Source organism: Paracoccaceae bacterium Fryx2 (assembly GCA_032334235.1).
Classification (GTDB): Bacteria; Pseudomonadota; Alphaproteobacteria; order Rhodobacterales; family Rhodobacteraceae; genus JAVSGI01.
On sequence record JAVSGI010000005.1, the window covers coordinates 599,401 to 620,283 of the forward strand.

Genomic DNA, 20,883 nt, shown 5'->3' on the forward strand with positions numbered 1-20,883 from the left:
CACCGGGTCGGTCCGACGGCACGGCCCGGTTTCCTTCCCCGTTTCCCCTCACCACCACCGTCATCCATGGGAGAGCAGAATGTTCATCGAAATCCTCATCGCCCTGATAATCTTCGGTCTTCTGGGCAGCATCACCTACTACGGTTTCCGCGAGTCCAATCAGTCCGCCGAACGCCTTGCAAAGCACAGGCGCGAAGCCGAAGGCGGGCAGCCGCAGCATCCGGCCCCGAATCCCGCCCCGACTACGGCCCCGTCCATGAGTTCGGCCCCGACTCCGGCCCCGAATCCATCCATGGCTCCGGCGGTCAACCCGGCACAACAGCCCGCGCAGGATCCGGTGCGGAACCCGGTCCAGTAACAGCGGCACCGCGCCGCAACCCGGCGCCAGAGCCTTGCGGCAACCCCGCGCGATGCCCATCGCGCGGGGTTTTTCGTGGGCACCGGCGCGCCCCGGCCTGTGCATCCGGCCGGAGCCGCCCTCTGCCCGCATCGCGGACGGCCGCGCGCCGGGCCGCGCGCGCGGGTCACGGCCTGCGGCGCGTGGCCGGCCGGGCAGCACCCGCCAGCGCCGCCACAGGCAAGGCGCTGCCCGCACCGGGGCAAATCCGCGCCCCGAAGACCGAATTTGCCGCACTGCGGCGGATTCCGGCCGCCGGGCATTGCCGGCCCCGGGTCCGGTCCGCTAGGACCGACTCTCCGCAGGCCGATGCCGACCCGACATCGGGCCTTCGGACAAGCGAGTGGTCCCGTGAGCGATATCGGCTTTTCCATCTTCCTGCTGTCGGTCATCGCCATCCTCGGCCTGCTGATCGGCGCGGTGCGCTTCAGGGGGGTGGGGCTGGGGATCGGCGGCGTGCTGTTCGGCGGCATCCTGGTCGGGCATGTCGTCCACCGCGGCGGCTGGGCGGTCGATCACGAGGCGCTGCGGTTCATCAAGGAATTCGGGCTGATCCTGTTTGTCTATGCGATCGGCAATCAGGTCGGACCGGGATTCTTTGCCTCGCTGCGCCGGGTCGGGTTCAGGCTCAACGCCCTTGCCGCCGCGATCGTGCTGATGGGCGCGCTGACCACGCTGGCGCTGCATTTCGGCCTCGGGGTCGCGCCGGAAATCCTGCTGGGGGTCTACTCGGGAGCCGTGACCAATACGCCGTCGCTTGCCGCCGGGCAGCAGATCATGGCCGAGCTTGGTCAGTCGGCCGCCAGCACCGGCACGCTGGCGCTGGGATATGCCATGGCCTATCCCTTCGGGATCGTGGGCATCCTTCTGTCGATGTGGCTGATCCGGGTCGGGTTCGGCATCCGGATCGAGGCCGAGGCGGCGGCGGAAAGGGTGGCGGACGAGGGCGGGCATGGCGGGTTGCTGGCGGCCAATGCGGCTGTCTGCAATGCCGTTCTCGACGGCATGACCTGCGCCGATCTGGCCGGGCTTGTCGGCGACACGGTGATCTGCTCGCGGCTCAAGTCGGGGGGCGTGCTGCGGGTGCCGGGCCCCGGGGTGCGCCTTGCGATGGGCGACGTGCTGCATCTGGTCGGGTCCGATCCGGCAGCCTTGCAGCGCGCGGTGCGGCTGATCGGGCAAGAGGTGGCGGACTCGCTGTCCACCCGGGGCACCGGCTTCCGGTCGGAACGCGTGGTGGTCACCAGCGACGCAATCCTGGGCAGGCGGATCTCGGATCTCATGGCGCAGTCGCAGGGCAGCGTGGTGATCTCGCGGCTGCACCGCGCCGGGGTCGAGCTGGTGGCGCGCCCCGCCGCCGTGCTGCAGTTCGGCGACATCCTCAACATCGTCGGCCCCCGGGAGGAGATCGAGCGGCTTGCGGTGCGGGTCGGCAACGTGCCGTCCCGGCTCAACCAGGTGCAGATGCTGCCGATCTTCATCGGGATCTGCCTTGGCGTGCTGCTGGGGTCGCTGCCGATCGTGCTGCCGGGCATCCCGGCGCCGCTGCGGCTGGGGCTGGCGGGCGGGCCGCTGATCGTGGCGATCCTGCTGGCGCGTCTGGGCAGTCTGGGGCGGCTGCACTGGTTCATGCCGCCCAGCGCCAATCTGGCCCTTCGCGAACTGGGGATCGTGCTGTTCCTGGCCGTGGTCGGGTTCCAGTCCGGCGCGACCTTCGTGGCGACACTGCTGGATGGCGGCGTGGTCTGGATGGGCTATGGCGTGGCGATCACCCTGATCCCGCTGCTGAGCGTGGGCATCTTCGCGCGCCGGGTGCTGGGAATGAACTACCTCAGCCTGTGCGGGCTGCTGGCCGGCGCCACGACCAACCCGCCCGCGCTTGCCTTTGCCAATGCCGCGCACCCCGACTCGGATGCACCGGCGCAGGCCTATGCCGCGGTTTACCCGCTGGTGATGTTCCTGCGCATCCTCTCGCCCCAGATCCTGGCGATCATCCTGCTGATGGGGGCATAGGGCGCAGCGCCGCCCCGCACCGCGCGACCGGCGCGCAACACCGCCGGACGGCCAGCAACACCGCGCGACCGGCACGCATCGCGGCAAGGAAGATCGGGCGGGTGCCCCGCAGCGCGCTTTGCCCGGCGCGGCCGATGGGCTACCATTCCTGCGACCATGCACTGCGGCACCCCGGCAGACATCGGCCGGACAGCCCGTCCTTCGATGGCAGATATGCACCGGCAGGGGAGGTGCGGTTGATCTGGGTCAAAACGTCCGGTCCGCCAACCGGGCAGGATCGCGGCAAGCCGCATCGAACCGGAAGGCCAGGATGACCCCCGATCCGCGTTCCCCTGCGCACAGCGACCCGGTCGGCCAGCCCCCCGCCGCCGCGCGCGCGGTCGTGTTCCGGACCGAAGGGGTGACCAAGGTCTATGCCAGCGGCAAGGTGACGGTGCGCGCCCTCGACGGGGTCGATCTGGTGCTTTACGCGGGCGAGCTGACGGTTCTGCTCGGCCCCTCGGGCAGCGGCAAGTCGACCCTGCTGAACATCCTCGGCGGGCTTGACCATGCCACCGCAGGCCGCGTGTGGTTCCGCGACACCGAGCTGACCACGCTGGGGGACCGCGCGCTGACCCGCTACCGGCGCGACCATGTCGGCTTCGTGTTCCAGTTCTACAACCTGGTGCCCAGCCTGACCGCGCGCGAGAACGTGCAGCTGGTCACCGATGTCGCCCGCGACCCGATGCCCGCGGAAGAGGCGCTGGACCTCGTGGGCCTCGGCCCGCGGATGGACCATTTCCCAGCGGAAATGTCGGGCGGCGAGCAGCAGCGGGTGGCCATTGCCCGCGCCATCGCCAAGCGCCCGGAGATCCTTCTGTGCGACGAACCCACCGGCGCGCTGGACAGCAAGACCGGCGTGCAGGTGCTGGAGGCGCTGCAGCAGATCAACGACCGCTTCGGCACCACCACGGTGGTGATCACCCATAACGCCGAGATCCGGCGCATGGCGCATCGGGTGATCCGGTTCCAGGATGGCCGGATCGTGCAGGTCGAGGTCAACGCCGAACGCCTGGCCCCCGGCCAGATCGTGTGGTGAGGGCCATGGATGCCATCGACCGCAAGCTGATCCGCGACTTCCGCAGGCTCTGGGCGCAGGCGCTGGCGATCGCTCTGGTGCTGGCCTGCGGGGTGGCGATCCTGCTGACCTCGCTGGGGATGTATCGCGCGCTGGACGAAACCCGAACCGCCTATTACGAGCGCAACCGCTTTGCCGATGTCTTTGCCGCCGCGCGCCGTGCGCCGCTGGGGCTCCTGCGCGAGATCGGGGCGATCGACGGGGTGCAGACGGTCGTGGCGCGGGTGGCGGGCGATGTCATCCTGGATGTGCCGGGGCTGGCAGAGGCTGCGGTCGGGCGCGTGCTGTCGCTGCCCGAAACCGGCGCGCCGGTGCTGAACGTGCCGATCCTGCTTACCGGCCGCCTGCCGGAAACCGCGGCCGAGGTCGCGGTCAACCGGCCCTTCGCGCTTGCCAACCGCCTGCTGCCCGGCGACCGCATCGCGGCCAACCTGAACGGGCAGAAGCGGGTGCTGACCATCACCGGAACCCTGTTGTCGCCGGAATTCATCTATACCGTGGGGCCGGGGGCCCTGATGCCCGACAACCGCCGCTTCGGCATCCTGTGGATGCCGCGCGATGCGGCGGCGGCGGCGTTCGACATGTCGGGCGCCTTCAACGACCTGGCGCTGAAGCTGGACCGGCACACCCGGCTTGCCCCGGTGCTAGAGGCGGTGGACGATCTGCTTGCCCCCCATGGCGGGCTGGGCGCCCATGGGCGCGACCGGCACCTGTCGAACAGCTTTCTCGATGCCGAGATCAAGCAGTTGCGCAGCATGGCACTGGTGCTGCCGCCGGTGTTCTTTGCCATCTCGGCCTTTCTGGTCGCGATGGTGATGGGCCGCATCGTGGCGCTGGAGCGCAGCGAGATCGGGCTGCTGAAGGCACTGGGCTATTCCGATCTGGAAATCTGCATCCATTACCTGATGCTGGCGGGCCTGATCGCCCTGACGGGCACCCTGATCGGCTGGCTGGCCGGGACGTGGCTGGCGCGCGGCCTGTCGCGGGAATATGCCGATTTCTTCGACTTTCCGTTCCTGATCTTTCGCGTCCCGTCCTGGGTCTATGGCGCGTCGGGCGGCCTTGCGCTGGTCGCCACCACGCTGGGCGCCGCCCGGAGCGCGCTGGTCGCCGCGCGCCTGGCCCCGGCCGTGGCCATGCAGCCGCCGGCCCCGCCGCGGTTCCGCCGGACCTGGATCGACATCGCGATGGCGCGGGCGCGGCTGGCGCAGCCCACCGTGATGATCCTGCGCAGCGTGACCCGCTGGCCGGGGCGGTCGGCGCTGACGGCGCTGGGCCTTTCGCTGGCGGTTGCGGCGGTGATGGCCGCGTCGTTCATGCGCGATGCGCTGGACGAGATCGTCGATGCGGCGTTCTACCAGTCGAACCGGCAGGACGCGATTCTGGTCTTTGCCCGGGACGTGCCGCTTTCGGTGCTGGCCGAGGTGGCGCGCCTGCCGGGGGTCAGGCAGGTCGAAGGCCAGCAGGTCCATGCCGCGATCCTGCGCAACGGGCGGTTCGAGAAGCACGTCTCGGTCGAGGGCCGGTTTCCCGGCGCCGACCTCAGCCGGGTAATCGCACGCGACGGGCGCGCGCTGGATGCGCCGCCCGGCGGCATCCTGCTGTCGGACGTGCTGGCCGCGCAGCTTCACCTGACGGTGGGCGACACGGTCGAGGCCGAATTCCTGACCGGCAGGCGCGGCACCCACCAGATGCGGGTGACCGGCCTCGTGACCCAGTATTTCGGACTCGGCGCCTATGTCGATCTGGAAGACCTGAACCGGCTGTTCGGGCAGTCGCCGCAGCTGTCGCTGGCCAACGTCACGCTGGACGGGGCGCGGATTGACGACCTGCACCTGGCCCTCAAGTCGGTGCCCGGACTGGCCGCGATGAACATGCTGACCGAAACCCGCCGCTCTTTCGAGGCCACCATCAGCCGCAACGTCACCATCATGACGACGGTCTATGTCACCATCGCGCTGCTGATCACCATCGGGGTGGCCTACAACGGCGCGCGCATCCAGCTTTCGGAACGCGCGCGCGAACTGGCGTCGCTGCGCATCCTGGGGTTTTCGCGCTGGCAGGTGTCGTACATCCTGATCGGGGAAACCATGCTGCTGGCCGTGCTGGCCCAGCCGCCGGGCTGGCTGCTGGGGCGGGCACTGGCCTGGTCGATGACCAGCGGCTTTTCCAGCGATCTCTACCGCCTGCCGCTGGTGCTGGAACCTGCCACATTTGCGGTGGCGAGCCTTGTGGTGCTGGCCGCGGCGCTGGGGTCGGCGCTGGTCGTGCGGCGCAGGCTCGACAGGCTCGATCTGGTGGCCGTGATGAAAACGAGGGAGTGATCCGATGCCGACGAAGCCGCGCACCATCCTGGTCCTTGCCATCGGCGCCGCGCTGCTGGGCGGGCTGATCCATGTCGGGTTCCGCAGCGACCCGGTGCCGGTCGATCTGCACCGGGTGGCGCGCGGACCGATGCAGGTGACCGTCGATGTCGAGGGCCGCACCCGCATCCGCGACATCTACGAGATCGCGGCTCCGATTTCCGGCGTTGCCCGCCGGTCGCCGGTCGCGGTCGGTGACCCGGTGATCCGCGGCCAGACCGTGGTGGCGGTGGTCGAGCCCATCGCCCCCGGCCTGCTGGACGCCCGCAGCCGTATGCAGGCCGATGCCGCCATCAAGGAGGCCGAGGCGGCCCTGCAGGTGGCCGAGACCGACCTGACCCGGCTGGAGCAGGAACGCACCCACCGTCAGACGCAGTTCGAGCGCACCCGCACCCTGGTCACGCGCGGCGTCAGCAGCCTGACCCAGCTTGAAGACGCCGCGCAGGATCTGGCGATTGCCGAAACCGCAGTCGAGAATGCGCGTGCCCGCGTCGGCATGGCGCACGGCGCGCTGGCCCGGGCGGCGGCGGCGGTGATCGAACCCGACGGCGGCCCGCTGGCCGGACCCGCCGCCTGCTGCGTGACGCTGACGGCGCCGGTGGACGGCGTGGTGCTGGCGGTCGACACGATCAGCGCCCGCCCGGTCGCTGCCGGGGCGCGGCTGGCCACGGTCGGAGATCCGGCCGATCTGGTGATCGTGGCGGACCTGCTGTCGTCCGATGCCGTCCGCCTGCCTGCCCGTGCCGGGGCGGTGGTGGAACGCTGGGGCGGCGAGCCCGCGCTGAGCGCGCTGCTGCACCATGTCGAGCCGACCGCCCGCACCCATGTCTCGGCCCTGGGGATCGAGGAGCAGCGGGTGGATGCGCTGTTCGACATGACCTCGCCGCCGCAGGACCGGCCGGGGCTGGGCGACGGATTTTCGGTGTTCCTGCGCATCATCGAATGGCAGGGCGACCATGTGCTTCAGGTGCCGCTTTCGGCCACGTTCCGCGATGGCGGGGCGTGGTCGGTGTTCGTGGTGGCCGAGGGCCGGGCCTGGCTGCGCCCCGTGACCCTCGGGCGGCGCAACGCCCGCTTTGCCGCGGTGACCGGCGGGCTGACCGAAGGCGATCTGGTCGTGACGCATCCCGGCGACGCGCTTGCGGATGGTGTCCGCGTGGCCGAACGCGACGCCGGCTAGGGCGGCCAGGGCGCCCGACCGCGATGCTCAGCCCTTCAGCCGGTCGTGCATCCTCGCCGCCATGTCCCGATTCATCGCGACCAGTTTTCCGGTTCTGGCCGCATACTGATCAAGGGCGCGCAGCAGGTATTGGGCCTGGATCTGCCAGACCTGTGCCGGCGATCGGCAATGCAGAAGGGCCTGCCCGGCCGCTGTGTCCTCGCGGATGCGGTCGGCGGCAAAGCTGGTGATTTCGCAGCCGATCTGCGTCAGGCCGTCAAGCCATTCGGCGTTCATCTCTCCGATCGGCGCCATGAACTTCAGCGAGAGTGCATGGTCGGGGGCCGGGATGGCGGTCCGGCGTGAAGCTGCCTCGTCAAGCATCGGTTTTCTCCTTGTTGGCGGATACGGCTTTTCTCCTGATCGCGGACGGGTGCGGGCGCAGTCTAGCCCGTGCGCCACCCGAAAGGGTTGATCAGGATCAAACGGCGCACGTCAGGGCAGAGTGGTCCGCACGGCCATGCGCGCCATCTGCATCAGGGCGGCAAGCCTTGCGGCACATTTGCCTGCGATACTGAATGCATTGGCGCGGGCGCGGACCGGGCGTAAGCTTGGGCCTGGCAAGGGCCGGTCGGGCCGTTGGGTTCGGCCAGGCGGATCGGGGGGGCGAGATGCGGAGAATATCAGGATTGGTCGTGGCGGCGGGGCTGCTGGCAGGGCAGACCGCGGCACAGGATGCCGACAAGGGGCGGGATCTGTATCTGCGGCATTGTGCAAGCTGCCATGGCGAGGCGGGGCAGGGCAACGGCCCGATGGCACCGACGCTGACGCTTCAACCCCCCGACCTGACCGCGCTGACCGAGCGGAACAACGGGGTCTTCCCGACGGTGCGGGTGGTGATGCGGATCGACGGGCGCGAACCGCTGGTGGCGCACGGCAGCCCGATGCCGGTCTATGGCCCGTTCTTCGAAGGCATCTTTGCGGCGATGAAGGCCCCCGACGGAATGCCGATCATCACCAGCCAGCCGGTCGTCGATCTGGTCGCCTGGCTGGAAAGCGTGCAGAAGTGACCCCCCGGCCGGGCTGACCACCCGGGCCGGGCCCCCTGACCGAACGCGCCGCGGCTCCTGCCCGCCGGGCCGGTCCGGCAGCCCGCCGGGCCGGGACGCCTTCGGGCAATCAGTCCAGGGCGTCGGTGGTGACGACCGCGCCGGGCAGGACTGCGGCAAGCGCGGCCCGGGCGGCGGCGGCGGTGGCCTCGGGGGTGCGGCTGGCGTCGATCTGCGTCCAGTCGGGCGCGGCGGGTTGCCCTGCCAGTTGTGCGCGCACCACCGGGGCATCGGCGTCGGACGCATCGCCCTGGCGCGCCCCGACCCGCGCCAGCAGCGTGGCCTCGGGTGCCGCCAGCCACAGGCCATGAAACGGCAGGCCGAGGGACTGCGCAAGGCTGCGGGCCGCCGCGCGCTGTTCGGGGTCAAGGAAGGTGGCATCCAGCACCACGCTCTGCCGCGCCGACAGGATCGTGCGGGCGCGCGCCAGCATCGCCGCATAGACCGCCGCGCGGGCCCCGGGGTCATACTGCGGCGCTGCATCCCCGGCCTTGCGCAGGGTATCGCTGCGCAGGTGGACAGCCCCGGGGCAGGCGCCGGCCAGCGGGGCGACCCCGCGTGCCAGCACGGTCTTGCCGGTGCCCGACACCCCGCCGATGGCAATCAGGCAGGGCCGGGCAGGCGCCAGGGCGGCGACAGCCTCGGCCAGATAGCGGCGGGCCTCGGGCGTGCCGGTGCCTGCGGCTTGGGTGGCGCGGTCGGTCTGCAGCGTCACCATCGCCCGGATCGCCGCCCGCACCGCCAGAAACAGCGGCAGGGTGACAAGCCCCGCATCCTGCCTGCCCCCCGCGTGCAGCAGCCAGGCCGACAGCACCCCGTTGGCCTGCGCACGCAGGTCGCGGTGCCACAGGTCCATCACGAGAAACGCCAGATCATACAGCACGTCGCAGGTGCCCAGCGTTTCGTCGAACTCCAGCGCATCGAACAGCACGGGCTGGCCGTCCAGCAGCACGATGTTGCGCAGGTGCAGATCGCCATGCACCCGTCGCACGTCACCGGCGCCGGTGCGGGCGCGCAGCGTCGGGCGCAGCGTCTCCAGCGACCCGCGCGCCGCGTCGAGGAAGGCCGCAATCGCCCCTTCCCCCACCTCCGCCCCGAAACCGGCGAACACCCGCGCCAGTTCGGCAAGAATGTCCTCGATCAACCGATCCCCCGGTAGGTCGCGCTTTGGTGCCTGCGCATGATAGGCGGCGATCACCCGGCCCAGGTCGGCCACGATGGCATCGGTCAGCCCGCCCCGTTCGGCAATCGCGGTCAACTCGCACTCGGCCGGAAAGCGGTGCATCCGCAACGCCCATTCGACCGCCTCGCCTTCGCCCGCAATGCCCAGCCGACCGCCCTTGTCGCGGGTGATCGCCACCACGTCGCGGTAGATCATCGGTGCCGCGTCGCGGTTCAGCGCCAGTTCGCGCCGCAGCATCGCCTCGCGCCGGGCCAGCGTGGAAAGGTCCATGTAATCATAGCGCACCGCCCGCTTGATCTTGATCGCATCGGTGCCACTCAGAAAGACATGCGCGCCATGGGTTTCGATGTGGCTGACCGGCGCGCCGCCCGGCCACGCGGCCGCCGACTGCAGAAAGGCGGTCACCTCGGACTGGGTGTCGGGGGCTTGGGGCTGCATGGCTGACGGCTCCGCTTGCTGGGGTGACGCAGCCCATTCTGGCCCCGGCGACCCCGGCGCGACATGGTCTTTTCGGCGCTGCGACGAAAAAACCCCGGCAAGGGGCTTTCGGGCCGCCGCGCCCCGTCAACCCTCCGCCCTGCCGGACCGGGTTTCTGCGGCGCCGATAGGGTGCTAGACTTGGCGCGACTGAGGGGTTAGAACGCTCTTCGTTAGCGCTAACATCATCCTGCGGGATGCAAGTGCGGAGAGAGAGCCATGGTTTCGCGCGTCATCCCGGTCGATCCCTTCGATCTGGTCATCTTCGGGGGCACCGGCGATCTTGCGCAGCGCAAGATCCTTCCCGGCCTCTACCGCCGTTACCGGGCCGGCCAGATGACCGACGACTGCACCATCATCGGCGCCGCGCGCAGCGAGCTTGACAGTGCGGCGTTCCGCGATCAGGTGCGCGCCTCGATCCACCAATACGTCAAGGCCGACAAGCACGATGATGCGCTGATCGCGGCCTTCCTCGACCGCATCCAGTATGTCGCCATCGACGCCACGGGCGAGGGTGGCTGGGCCACGCTGAAGGCCCTGCTGCGCGAGGGCATGGTGCATGTGTTCTATTTCTCGGTGGCCCCCAGCCTGTTCGGCGATCTGGCGGAACGGCTGCACGCGCATGGCATCGCGCATGGCGAAAGCCGGATCGTGGTGGAAAAGCCGTTCGGGCGCGACCTGGCCTCGGCGCGGGCGCTGAACGGCGTGCTGGCCCAGCATTTCCGCGAGGATCAGATCTACCGGATCGACCATTACCTCGGCAAGGAAACCGTGCAGAACCTGATGGCGGTGCGCTTTGCCAACATCCTGTTCGAGCCGCTGTGGAAATCGGAATACGTCGATCACGTCCAGATCACCGTGGCCGAAACCGTGGGGGTGGACGGGCGCGGCGCCTATTATGACAAGTCGGGCGCAATGCGCGACATGGTGCAGAACCACATGATGCAGCTTCTGTGCCTGATCGCGATGGAGCCGCCCTATCACTTCGACCCCAACGCGGTTCGCGACGAAAAGCTGAAGGTGATCCGGGCGCTGGACGCGGTGCGCCCAGAGGACATCGTGCGCGGCCAGTATCTCGCCGGGGGCGGGCAGGCGGGGTATATCGAGCACAGCGAAAACCCCTCCAGCCGGACCGAAAGCTACATCGCGCTGAAGCTGTCGATCTCCAACTGGCGCTGGAAGGGCACGCCCTTCTACCTGCGCACCGGCAAGCGCCTGCGGGCGCGCGAATCGGAAATCGTCATCACCTTCCGCGAGCCGCCGCATTCGATCTTCGACGATGCCGAAGGCTGGCGCGAAAACGTGCTGGTGATCCGGCTGCAACCCAACGAGGGCATGAACCTGAAGGTCATGATCAAGGAACCGGGGCCGGGCGGAATGCGGCTGGTGCAGGTGCCGCTCGACATGTCCTTCGCCGAGGCGCTGGGCGAGGACGGGGCCGACATCCCCGACGCTTACGAGCGGCTGATCATGGATGTGGTGCGCGGCAACCAGACGCTGTTCATGCGCGGCGACGAGGTCGAGGCCGCCTGGGCCTGGACAGACCCCGTCATCGCCGGATGGGAATCCCGCGGCGACCGGCCGCACACCTACGACCCCGGAACCTCGGGGCCGGAAGATGCGTTGATGCTGCTGCACCGTGACGGGCGGCGCTGGCGCGAGATCCGCGAATGACCTTTCTCGAATATCCCGACCGCGAACTGATGATGCTGGCGCTGGCCGATACCATCGCGGGCCAGCTTGGCGATTTTCTGCGCCGCGACGGCCGGGCGAGTTTCTGCGTGCCGGGCGGCACCACGCCGGGGCCGATCTTCGACACCCTGTCGGGAGTCGATCTCGACTGGGGCAATGTCGCGGTGTTCCTTGGCGACGAACGCTGGGTGCCCGAGGACAGCCCGCGATCGAATACCCGGATGCTGCGCGACCGCCTGCTGCGCGGCCATGCCCGGGCGGCGCAGCTCATCCCGCTGCGGACCGATGCCGCCACGCCCGAGGAAAGCCTTGACGCGCTGGCGCAGGGTCTGGCGCCCCATCTTCCGATCTCGGTGCTGCTGCTGGGCATGGGGGAAGACATGCACACCGCGAGCCTCTTTCCCGGCGCCGACCGGCTGGCCGAGGCGCTGGCGGGCAATGCCCCGACCCTGATGGCGATGCGCGCCGAAGGCGCGGGCGAGCCCCGCGTCACCCTGACCGCCCCGGTGCTGCGCGATGCGATGATCACCCACATCCTGATCACCGGGCCCGGCAAACGCGCGGCACTGGAACGCGCTCAGGGGTTGACGCCGCTCGACGCTCCGGTGAAAGCGGTGCTGGCAAACGCAACGGTGCATTGGGCGGAGTGACGGGCATGACGACGGTTTCAGGCGACGGCGATGCGGTCTGGGCGGCGCTGGCGGCGCGGCACGACGCGGTGAAGGAACGCCCGATCCTCGACCTGTTCGCCGACCCCGGCCGCGCACAGGCGTTTTCAGCGCGGCTGGATGACTTGCTGTTCGATTTTTCAAAGACGAACATCGACGCCGAAACCCTTGACCTGCTTGTGCAACTGGCAGAAGGCGCCGGGGTTGCAAGCCACCGCGAGGCGATGTTCGCCGGCGCGAAGATCAACCAGACCGAAGGCCGCTCGGTCCTCCACACCGCGCTGCGCAACCTTGACGCGTCGGTCGTGGTCGACGGCCAGGACGTGATGCCCGAGGTTCGCACCACCCACGCAAGGATGCAGACCTTCGCCGCCGATGTCCGCGAGGGCAGGGTGGTCGGGCAGGGCGGGGCGATCAGCGATGTCGTCAACATCGGCATCGGCGGCTCCGATCTTGGGCCGGCGATGGCCGTTACTGCGCTGGCACCCTACGGCGACGGGCCGCGCTGCCATTTCGTCTCGAATGTCGATGGCGCGCATGTCCATGACGTGTTGCGCGGGCTGAATCCGGAAACCACGCTGGTCCTCGTCGCCTCCAAGACCTTCACCACCATCGAGACCATGACCAATGCGGCGACCGCCCGGTCCTGGATGGCGGGCCGGGTGGGCGACCCCGCGGCCCAGTTCGCCGCCGTCTCGACCGCCGCCGACAAGACCGCCGCCTTCGGCATCCCGCCCGAACGGGTGTTCGGCTTCGGCGACTGGGTCGGCGGGCGCTATTCGGTCTGGGGGCCGGTCGGGCTGTCGCTGATGATCGCAATCGGGCCGGATGCGTTCGACGACTTCCTGCGCGGCGGGGCCGAGATCGACGCGCATTTCCGCAGCGCGCCGTTCGGGCAGAACCTGCCGGTGCTGCTGGCGCTGGTCGGCCTCTGGCACAACCAGATCTGCGGCCATGCCACCCGCGCCGTGCTGCCCTACGACCAGCGCCTGTCGCGCCTGCCCGCCTATCTGCAACAGCTTGAGATGGAATCGAACGGCAAGCGCGTCGGCATGGATGGCCGCGATCTTGCGCGGCATTCCGGCCCGGTGGTCTGGGGCGAGCCGGGCACCAACGGCCAGCACGCCTTCTATCAGCTGATCCACCAGGGCACCCGCCCCGTGCCCTGCGAGTTCCTGCTGGCGCGCGAGGGGCACGAGCCCGATCTTGCACACCAGCACCGCCTGCTGATCGCCAACTGTCTTGCGCAATCCGAGGCGCTGCTGCGCGGCCGCTCTCTGGCCGAGGCCACCGAACTGATGGCGGCCAGGGGCCTGAACGGGGCCGAGTGCGACCGGCAGGCGCGGCACCGCGTGTTCCCCGGCAACCGGCCGTCGACCACGCTGCTCTATCCGAAACTGACGCCCGCCGTGCTGGGCCGGATCATCGCGCTCTACGAACACCGGGTGTTCGTCGAGGGCGTTATCCTCGGGCTGAACTCCTTCGACCAGTGGGGGGTGGAACTGGGCAAGGAACTGGCGGTCGCGCTGTTGCCGATCCTCGAAGGCCAGGCATCCGCGGCGGGCAAGGACGGCTCGACGCAGATGCTGCTCGACTACCTGACCGCTTCCGCCTGATCCGACCTTTTCAGGACGGGCGCGCGGGACCGCAGGGCACCGCCGCCTGCCCCCGGCCTCGATGGCCGGGGGCAGGCGGGCTGCTTGCGGGTCAGGCGAGCGCCGCCACCACGATCACCTCGACCTTGTAGCCCGGCGCCGCCAGCTTCGCCTCGCCGGTGGCACGCGCCGGGGTGTGGCCGGGGGCGACCCAGGCATCCCAGACCGCGTTCATCTCGCCGAACGTCTTGATGTCCGCCAGCCAGATCTGCGCCGACAGGATGCGGGTCTTGTCGGTCCCCGCCTCCGCCAGCAGGCGCTCGACCTCGGCCAGGCAGGCGCGGGTCTGCTCGGTGACCGAGGTGTCGGGCGTGCCGACCTGGCCCGACAGATAGACGGTGCCGTTGTAAATCACGGCGTCGCTCATGCGGGCGCCGGTGCCGATGCGGGTGATCTGGGTCATGGGGAAACTCCTTCGGGATGCGATGCCCTGTCCTAGCGCCTTGACGGGGCAGGGGAAAGGGGGGCTCAGGCCAGCCCCGGCAAGGCACCGGCCAGCGCCTGCCACTCCGGCCCCGCCGCCGAAATCCGCACCACCGCCGCGCCCGCCGCGTCGAAGCCTTCGATGGCCGGCGACGGGCCGTTCCGGTCGGGGCGGTCCACCAGCCAGACCCCGGCCAGATGGTCGGTGCGCAGGTGCAGGTTGAACAGCGGGTCGAGCACGTTGATCCAGGGCCCGGTCGGCACGATGTTGGCCACCCGCCCCTCGAATATCTGGAGGCAGCCGGCATTGCCGCTGGCGATCTGCACCGTGATCCCGTCGGCGGCCACCGCACTCAGCACCTGCGTCACGGCCGCGGGGTCCAGCGGCCGCGCCAGTCCGGGCCCGGCAAGCCGGTAGGCCGCAGGGCGCGTCAGCCCCAGCCCGGCCAGCAGGGAGTCGAAGTCCTGCGCCGTGGCGTCCTTCCAGCCGTCGCGCAGCATCCGGGCAGCATCGGGGGCGGCCCCGGGCATCACGGCCACCGAAGCTTCGGCGCTGAACCCGTCGCCCTGATCGGGCAGGCGCAGCGCCGCCACCAGCGCGTCGAACGCCGCCACGTCGCTTTCCGGCGTCAGATGCACCTTGTGGACCGCCTCGCCCGCGGCGTCGAACACCTGGAGGCTGCGCTTGGTCCCGCGCGCATTCGGTTCCACCACGGCAAATCCATGCCGCCAATGCGCCGGAAACAGGCGCAGACTGACTTCGGCTCCCGTCACCGTCCCGGCATCCTGCCCGATCCGGCAGTCGGGATACTGCCCGGTACGCTCCTGCACGCAGGACTCGTTGCGCGTCAGCGCCAGCGCCTGCCCCAGTGCCGCCACCAGCGGCATCAGCCGGTCGGGGGCGGCGTCGATCCGGGTGATCAGCGGGCCGACATGCGCCGCCAGCAGCGCGGCCTCGGGGATGCCGTGGCTGACCGCGAAATCACGGGCGCGGGGGCGGTGCGCCTTGGCACGGGCACGGCGGATCTCTTCAGGGGTCATCGGCGCGGTCCTTTCCCGGGGTCGGTCTTGCTCCGGGGTAGCCGCAGGCGCGTCGCCGCGCAAGCCACGGCGGGGCACCCGGCCGGATGCCGCATCAGTTCGGGGTCTGGTGAAGGATTGGAGCGGGTGAAGGGAATCGAACCCTCGTCGTAAGCTTGGGAAGCTTCTGCTCTGCCATTGAGCTACACCCGCCAAGGCGGCCAGCGCCTGCGATATCCGTCATTTAACCTGCCTGTTTCGCTGGGGCAAGAGCAATTGCGCGCAAGAGAAGGGGGCCGCCTTGCGGCGACCCCCGGTCGGACCGGCTGTGGGGACAGGGCCCGGCCCGACCATGACACGCGTGCGGCGCGGTGGAGCCCCCCGCCGCGCGCGGATCACATGGCGGGCAGAAGCACGGTGTCGATGACGTGGATCACGCCGTTCGACTGTTTCACGTCTGCGATGGTGACGTTGGCCACGTTGCCCATGCCGTCCTTGATCATGATGACGCCGTCCTTCTCCATCGCGGTGAACTCGCAGCCGCCCACGGTCTTGACCGGATGCATCCCCGCGTCATCGGCGACCATCTTGGAAATGGCATCCGACAGCGCATTGGCCGCAACCACATGGCAGGTCAGGATCTTCGTCAGCTGATCCTTGTTTTCCGGCTTCAGCAGGGTTTCCACGGTGCCTGCGGGCAGCTTGGCGAAGGCGGCGTTGGTCGGCGCGAAGACGGTGAAGGGGCCTTCCCCGGACAGCGTTTCCGCCAGACCGGCGGCCTGCACGGCGGCGACCAGCGTGGTGTGGTCGGCCGAGTTCACCGCGTTTTCGACAATGGTCTTGTCTTCATACATCGCCGCGCCGCCGACCATCGGGTTTGCGGCGAAGGCAGCGGTGCCCAGCAGGGCAAGCGTGGCGGACAGGGTGGCGATACGGGTCATGGTCATGGCGGTTCTCCGGTTCCGGCAGGGCCATTCCCCGCCGCACAGTCGGAGTTACGGGGGTTTCGGGCGGGAAGTTTCAGCCCACCGCCGCGCTCACGGCCATGTTACCCCGAGGTGAGGATGCCCGTCACCAGCACCGGCCCGGTCGGCGTGCCGGTGGGCGAGCCGCCCGCCGGTTCCAGCGTGACGGCCAGCACCATGCCGGGGGCCGAAGCCTCGGGCAACGCGAGGCTCAGCCCCTCGGCCCCGATCACCCCCAGCGACCGCGGCGCGGCCTCGCCCGCAATCAGCCACAGCTCGTAGTCGCGCCCCGAGATCGGGCCGGGGCCTGTGGTGCGGGTCAGGGTCAGCGCGCCGCCGGTGATGCGCGCGTCAAAGGTCAGGGTCTGGGCCTCGCCTGACAGGGTGGCGACCAGCGCCGGTTCCGGCTGGAAGGTCGGCGTAACCAGCACCACCGCCAGACCGATCCCCGCCCCCGCCGCCAGCCCGCCGATGAAGCGCGGCCAGAAGCGGCGGCGCGCCACCGATGCCCCGAACAGCCGCGCCTCGATCCGCGGCAGAATCTCGGGGGCGGGCACTTCGGGGAAACCGTCGTTCAGACCGGCCAGCCGTTCCTCCCAGCCCGCGACCAGCGCGGCAAAGGCCGGGTCGCGCTTGGCGCGGATCTCGGCCTGCAGGCGGGCGTCATGCGGCAGCACGCCCAGCACATACTCGGCTGCCAGCAGGCCGGGGTCCTGCGGATCGTCGGAGGGGTCGCGCGCGTCGGTCATGACTCCAGACACTCCTTCAGCCGCAGCAGGCTGCGGCGCAGCCACGTGCGCATGGTGTTCAGCGGCACGTCGAAGCGTTCGGCCAGTTGCTGATAGCTGAGGCCCGAAAGGTAGGCGCCGCGCACTGCCTCGGCCCGGTCGGGTTCAAGCTGGCCCATGCAGGTCACCACCCGCTGCGCCTCGCCGCGCGCGATCAGGCCCGCCAGCGCGCCGGGGCGGGCATCGGGCATGGCGTCGATCTCGTCGCCACCGTCTTCCGGCGCGGGGCGGGCGCGCAGCCGGTCGATGGCATGGTTGCGCGCCACGGCAATCGCCCAGGTCATCGCCCGGCCCTTTTCGGGGTCGTAGCGGGCGGCACGCAGCCAGATCCGGGTGAACACTTCCTGCAACGCATCCTCTGCCTCTGCCTTGTTGCCAAGGATACGCAGCAGCGTGCCGAACAGTTTCGCGGAACCCGCAGCATAGAACGCCCGGAACGCGGCACGGTCCTGCACGGCGATGCGGGTCAGCAGGGAGGCCAGCGGGTCGTCATCCATCGGTGGGATCGGTCTTTTCCTTGCGCCTGTGATCACATGCCAGGCCGGGGGCAGGGGGGCCGCAAGCCCTAGCGCCGCCGCCTGCGGCCGCCCTCGCCGCCGGTGCCGTGCGGGTTGAAGCTGACATCGGGCAAGCTCAGCGTGGCCAGCAGTTCGGGGAACGGGTCGGTGGCATGGGGTATCGCGTTGGCATTGACGAAATGTTCCTGAAAGCGCGGGGCCAGCGCGGTTTCGACCTTGTGGATCTGCTTCACCGTTTCCTCGATCGCCCGCCGCGCCGCCACCGAACAGAGCGCAATCCGCGCGCCCGTGCCCGCCGCATTGCCCGCCGAGGTCACATGATCCAGCGGCGCATCCGGGATCATTCCCAGCACCATCGCGTGTTTCGGGCTGATATGCGCGCCGAATGCCCCGGCGAGGACGATCCGGTCGACGCGGTCGATCCCGATCTCGTCCATCAGCAGCCGCGCGCCGGCGTAGAGCGCCGACTTGGCAAGCTGGATGGCGCGGATGTCGCCTTGCGTGACCATGATGCGCGGCCCGCCTGCGGGGGTCGCGTCGTGCAGCAGGTAGGCATGGGTCCGCCCCGTGGGCTCGCACCGTTCGGTGCCGGTCTGTTCGGCCGACCCGATCAGCCCCGAGGCATCGACCAGCCCGGCCATGCGCATCTCGGCCACCGCCTCGATGATGCCGGACCCGCAGATGCCGGTGATTCCGCTGCCAGACGTGGCTTCGGCAAACCCTTCGTCTGTGGACCACAGGTCCGACCCGATGACGCGGAAGCGGGCGATCTTGGTCACGGGGTCGATTTCCACCCGCTCGATGGTGCCGGGGGCGGCGCGCTGGCCGGAGCTGATCTGCGCCCCCTCGAAGGCCGGGCCGGTGGGCGAGGAACAGGCCAGCACCTTTTCCTCCGACCCCAGCAGGATCTCGGCATTGGTGCCGACATCGACGATCAGCACCATGTCCTTCGACTTGTCGGGTTCTTCCGACAGCGCCACGGCGGCACAGTCGGCCCCGACATGCCCGGCGATGCATGGCAATATGTAGACCCGCGCCGCCCGGTTCACCGACGCAAGGTCCAGATCGCGGGCATCGAGCGACAGGCTGCCCGAGGTCGCCAGCGCGAACGGCGCCTGACCAAGTTCCACCGGGTCGATGCCCAGGAGCAGGTGGTGCATCACCGGGTTGCAGACGAACACGATCTCGTAGATCGCCGCCGCGTCGATGCCCGCTTCGGCCGCGATGCTGACGGCCAGCCCGTCAAGGCTCGCGCGCACCGCCCGGGTCATCTCCACGTCGCCGCCGGGGTTCATCATGGCATAGCTCACGCGGCTCATCAGATCCTCGCCAAAGCGGATCTGCGGGTTCATCACCCCGGCCGAGGCCAGCACTGCCCCGTCGCGCAGGTCGCACAGATGCGCCGCGATGGTGGTGGACCCCAGATCGACCGCCAGCCCGTAAAGATGCCCGTCATGAAACCCCGGCCAGAGGTCGAGGATGCGCGGGCGCGGGTCGTGGTGGCCCTGATGCAGCGCCACCGTCACCGACCATGCGCCCTTGCGCAGCGCAGGTTGCAGGCGGCGCAGGATGGCAAGGTCGGCCTCGACATCCGCCACCTGCCACTGGTCGCGCAGGGCCTGCGACAGCCGTTCGAAATCGCCCGAAGGCTCGTGCATGTCGGGTTCGGCGACCTCGACGTAAAGCAGCCGGGTCGCGGGGTCCATCACCATGTCGCGCTGGGTGGCGGACTTGCGGATCACCTGCTTGTGGACCTGGCTTTCGGGCGGCACGTCGATCACCACGTCGCCCTGCACCCTTGCCTGACACCCAAGCCGCCGCCCGTCGATCAGCCCGCGGATCGACTTGTAGCGCGCCTCGACCGCGTTCCATTCCGACAGCGCATCAGGCCCGACCGTGACGCCATGCTTGGAAAAGGCGCCATAGCCCGGCGTGATCTGGCAGCGCGAACAGATGCCGCGCCCGCCGCAGACCGAGTCGAGATCGACCCCAAGCTGCCGCGCCGCCGTCAGCACCGGCGTGCCAAGCGCAAACCGCCCGCGCTTTCCCGAGGGGGTGAAAATGACCAGCGCATCGTCCGTCATGGCAACCTCTTGTCCTGTCCGCCCGGTCGTTTGTAGGGCGTGCGGGGCAGGGAGCAATGCCTGTCAGCGGCAGGTGACGGTCAGCCACCGCCCCCCGGCGCATCAAGCCAGGCCAGAATCGCCGCGCGGTCGCCGTCCAGCGTCGGCGCCGGGCCGCGCGCCGCCGCTTCGGGCAGGGTGGACATCTTGATCGGATTACCCGCAGCGGTGAAGGCGGGGCCGCCGGGGCGTGGCGTGACCGGCAGCACCATGTTCCGCGCGACGACCTGCGGATCGGCCAGCGCCTCGGCCATGTTCTGCACCCGGCCGGTCGGCACCCCCGCCTCCTGCAGCACCGCAATCCAGTGGTCGCGGGGGGCGCCCAACGTCCGGGTCTCGATCAGCCGCTTGATCAGCGCATGATGCTCGCAGCGCGCGGCGTTGCTGGCAAAGCGCGGATCGCCCGCCAGACCGTCCAGCCCCAGCGCGGCGCAGCATTTCGCCCAGAGCGCGTCGTTCCCGGCGGCAATCACGAAAAACCCGTCGGCGGCGCGGTAGGTCGAGAACGGCGTGATCGTCGGATGCCGCGAGCCGCTGGGGCCGGGTGGCACGCCGGTCGCGGTGGTGATCGCCAGCGCATGTTCCTGGATGGCGATCTGCGCATCCAGCATGGCCACGTCGACCTTGGCGCCGCGCCCGGTCGCCTGCCGCTGCAGCAGCGCCGCCAGCACGCCCTGCACCAGATACATCCCCGCAGCGATGTCGCCGATCGAGGCGCCCACCCGCACCGGCGGCCCGCCCGCCTCGCCCGTGATCGACATCACGCCGCCGCGCGCCTGCACCACCATGTCATAGGCGGGCCTGCCCGCATCCGGCCCGGTATGGCCAAAGCCCGAGACGGCGCCATAGATCAGACGGGGATGGCTGTGCTGCAGGCTGTCCCAGCCATAGCCCAGCCGCTCCATCACGCCGGGGCGGAAGTTTTCCAGCAGAACGTCGGCCCGATCCAGCAGCCGCCCGAAGATCGCGCGGTCGGCGGCGGCGGCCAGATCAAGTGCAATCGACTGCTTGCCCGCGTTGAGCGCCGCGAAATAGGCGCTTTCGCCCTGCACGAAGGGCGGGAAGGCGCGGGTGTCGTCGCCCGCGCCGGGGCGTTCGACCTTGATGATGCGCGCGCCGAGGTCGCCCAGCGTGGTCGAGGCGAAGGGGCCGGCCAGCACATGGGTCAGGTCAAGCACGGTGATGGCGTCAAGGGGTCTGGTCATGGCGGCTC

The 20,883-nt window shown here is 69.8% G+C and carries 18 protein-coding genes and 1 tRNA gene; 9 read left to right on the forward strand and 10 right to left on the reverse strand.

Going from position 1 to position 20,883, the window contains the following annotated elements; genetic code table 11:
• The first annotated feature begins 79 nt into the window (after nucleotides 1-79).
• The 5 genes from RNZ50_12100 to RNZ50_12120 all read left to right on the forward strand — a co-directional run bounded on the left by RNZ50_12100 (nucleotide 80) and on the right by RNZ50_12120 (nucleotide 7,070).
• A complete protein-coding gene (locus tag RNZ50_12100) occupies nucleotides 80-358 on the forward strand; it encodes a hypothetical protein (protein ID MDT8855744.1) in 279 nt (92 codons plus the stop codon).
• A gap of 390 nt (nucleotides 359-748) precedes the next feature.
• Complete coding sequence (locus RNZ50_12105; protein MDT8855745.1) at nucleotides 749-2,410, forward strand: putative transporter; 1,662 nt, start codon at nucleotides 749-751, stop codon at nucleotides 2,408-2,410.
• A gap of 310 nt (nucleotides 2,411-2,720) precedes the next feature.
• Entirely contained in the window at nucleotides 2,721-3,488 is a 768-nt protein-coding gene (locus tag RNZ50_12110; protein MDT8855746.1) for an ABC transporter ATP-binding protein, read from the forward strand.
• Nucleotides 3,489-3,493: 5 nt separating this feature from the next.
• Complete coding sequence (locus tag RNZ50_12115; GenBank protein ID MDT8855747.1) at nucleotides 3,494-5,851, forward strand: FtsX-like permease family protein; 2,358 nt, start codon at nucleotides 3,494-3,496, stop codon at nucleotides 5,849-5,851.
• A gap of 4 nt (nucleotides 5,852-5,855) precedes the next feature.
• Complete coding sequence (locus tag RNZ50_12120) at nucleotides 5,856-7,070, forward strand: HlyD family efflux transporter periplasmic adaptor subunit (protein ID MDT8855748.1); 1,215 nt, start codon at nucleotides 5,856-5,858, stop codon at nucleotides 7,068-7,070.
• Nucleotides 7,071-7,097: 27 nt separating this feature from the next.
• On the opposite strand, the gene RNZ50_12125 is transcribed toward RNZ50_12120, so the two are convergent.
• On the reverse strand, nucleotides 7,098-7,433 hold the full coding sequence (locus RNZ50_12125) for a phasin family protein (protein MDT8855749.1): 336 nt from the start codon (nucleotides 7,431-7,433) through the stop codon (nucleotides 7,098-7,100).
• Between the two features lie 287 nt (nucleotides 7,434-7,720).
• Between RNZ50_12125 and RNZ50_12130 the strand changes: the two genes are divergently transcribed.
• Nucleotides 7,721-8,119: a cytochrome c gene (locus RNZ50_12130; GenBank protein MDT8855750.1), complete on the forward strand. Its 399-nt coding sequence runs from the start codon at nucleotides 7,721-7,723 to the stop codon at nucleotides 8,117-8,119.
• Nucleotides 8,120-8,228: 109 nt separating this feature from the next.
• Here the strand turns inward: RNZ50_12130 and RNZ50_12135 are convergent, their stop codons facing one another.
• Complete coding sequence (locus tag RNZ50_12135; GenBank protein ID MDT8855751.1) at nucleotides 8,229-9,779, reverse strand: AAA family ATPase; 1,551 nt, start codon at nucleotides 9,777-9,779, stop codon at nucleotides 8,229-8,231.
• A gap of 258 nt (nucleotides 9,780-10,037) precedes the next feature.
• Here RNZ50_12135 and zwf point away from each other — a divergent pair, with 258 nt between their 5' ends.
• Genes zwf through pgi form a run of 3 tightly spaced genes read left to right on the forward strand, consistent with a single transcriptional unit; the run spans nucleotide 10,038 to nucleotide 13,794 of the window.
• A complete protein-coding gene (gene zwf / locus RNZ50_12140) occupies nucleotides 10,038-11,492 on the forward strand; it encodes a glucose-6-phosphate dehydrogenase (GenBank protein MDT8855752.1) in 1,455 nt (484 codons plus the stop codon).
• The gene (pgl, locus tag RNZ50_12145) at nucleotides 11,489-12,160 is read left to right on the forward strand and encodes a 6-phosphogluconolactonase (protein MDT8855753.1); all 672 of its coding nucleotides are present in this window, start codon (nucleotides 11,489-11,491) and stop codon (nucleotides 12,158-12,160) included. Before zwf ends, pgl begins: the two co-directional genes overlap by 4 nt.
• A gap of 5 nt (nucleotides 12,161-12,165) precedes the next feature.
• Nucleotides 12,166-13,794 carry a glucose-6-phosphate isomerase gene (pgi, locus tag RNZ50_12150; protein ID MDT8855754.1) on the forward strand — a complete coding sequence of 543 codons (1,629 nt, stop codon included), beginning with the start codon at nucleotides 12,166-12,168 and terminating at the stop codon, nucleotides 13,792-13,794.
• A gap of 91 nt (nucleotides 13,795-13,885) precedes the next feature.
• On the opposite strand, the gene RNZ50_12155 is transcribed toward pgi, so the two are convergent.
• The 8 genes from RNZ50_12155 to RNZ50_12190 form a co-directional block, all read right to left on the reverse strand.
• A complete protein-coding gene (locus tag RNZ50_12155; GenBank protein MDT8855755.1) occupies nucleotides 13,886-14,236 on the reverse strand; it encodes a RidA family protein in 351 nt (116 codons plus the stop codon).
• 65 nt (nucleotides 14,237-14,301) lie between these two features.
• The gene (locus RNZ50_12160) at nucleotides 14,302-15,297 is read right to left on the reverse strand and encodes a ChuX/HutX family heme-like substrate-binding protein (GenBank protein ID MDT8855756.1); all 996 of its coding nucleotides are present in this window, start codon (nucleotides 15,295-15,297) and stop codon (nucleotides 14,302-14,304) included.
• Nucleotides 15,298-15,415: 118 nt separating this feature from the next.
• Nucleotides 15,416-15,489: transfer RNA gene (locus RNZ50_12165), tRNA-Gly, on the reverse strand.
• A 182-nt stretch (nucleotides 15,490-15,671) separates the two neighbouring features.
• A complete protein-coding gene (locus RNZ50_12170; GenBank protein MDT8855757.1) occupies nucleotides 15,672-16,223 on the reverse strand; it encodes a fasciclin domain-containing protein in 552 nt (183 codons plus the stop codon).
• 101 nt (nucleotides 16,224-16,324) lie between these two features.
• Nucleotides 16,325-16,990 (reverse strand): anti-sigma factor, encoded by a 666-nt coding sequence (locus tag RNZ50_12175; GenBank protein MDT8855758.1) that lies wholly within the window; start codon nucleotides 16,988-16,990, stop codon nucleotides 16,325-16,327.
• Nucleotides 16,987-17,526 (reverse strand): sigma-70 family RNA polymerase sigma factor, encoded by a 540-nt coding sequence (locus RNZ50_12180; protein MDT8855759.1) that lies wholly within the window; start codon nucleotides 17,524-17,526, stop codon nucleotides 16,987-16,989. Before RNZ50_12180 ends, RNZ50_12175 begins: the two co-directional genes overlap by 4 nt.
• Nucleotides 17,527-17,594: 68 nt before the next feature.
• Complete coding sequence (locus RNZ50_12185; GenBank protein ID MDT8855760.1) at nucleotides 17,595-19,631, reverse strand: ASKHA domain-containing protein; 2,037 nt, start codon at nucleotides 19,629-19,631, stop codon at nucleotides 17,595-17,597.
• A gap of 80 nt (nucleotides 19,632-19,711) precedes the next feature.
• Nucleotides 19,712-20,875, reverse strand: a complete 1,164-nt coding sequence (locus RNZ50_12190; protein MDT8855761.1) for a CoA transferase — start codon at nucleotides 20,873-20,875, stop codon at nucleotides 19,712-19,714.
• Nucleotides 20,876-20,883 lie beyond the last annotated feature (8 nt).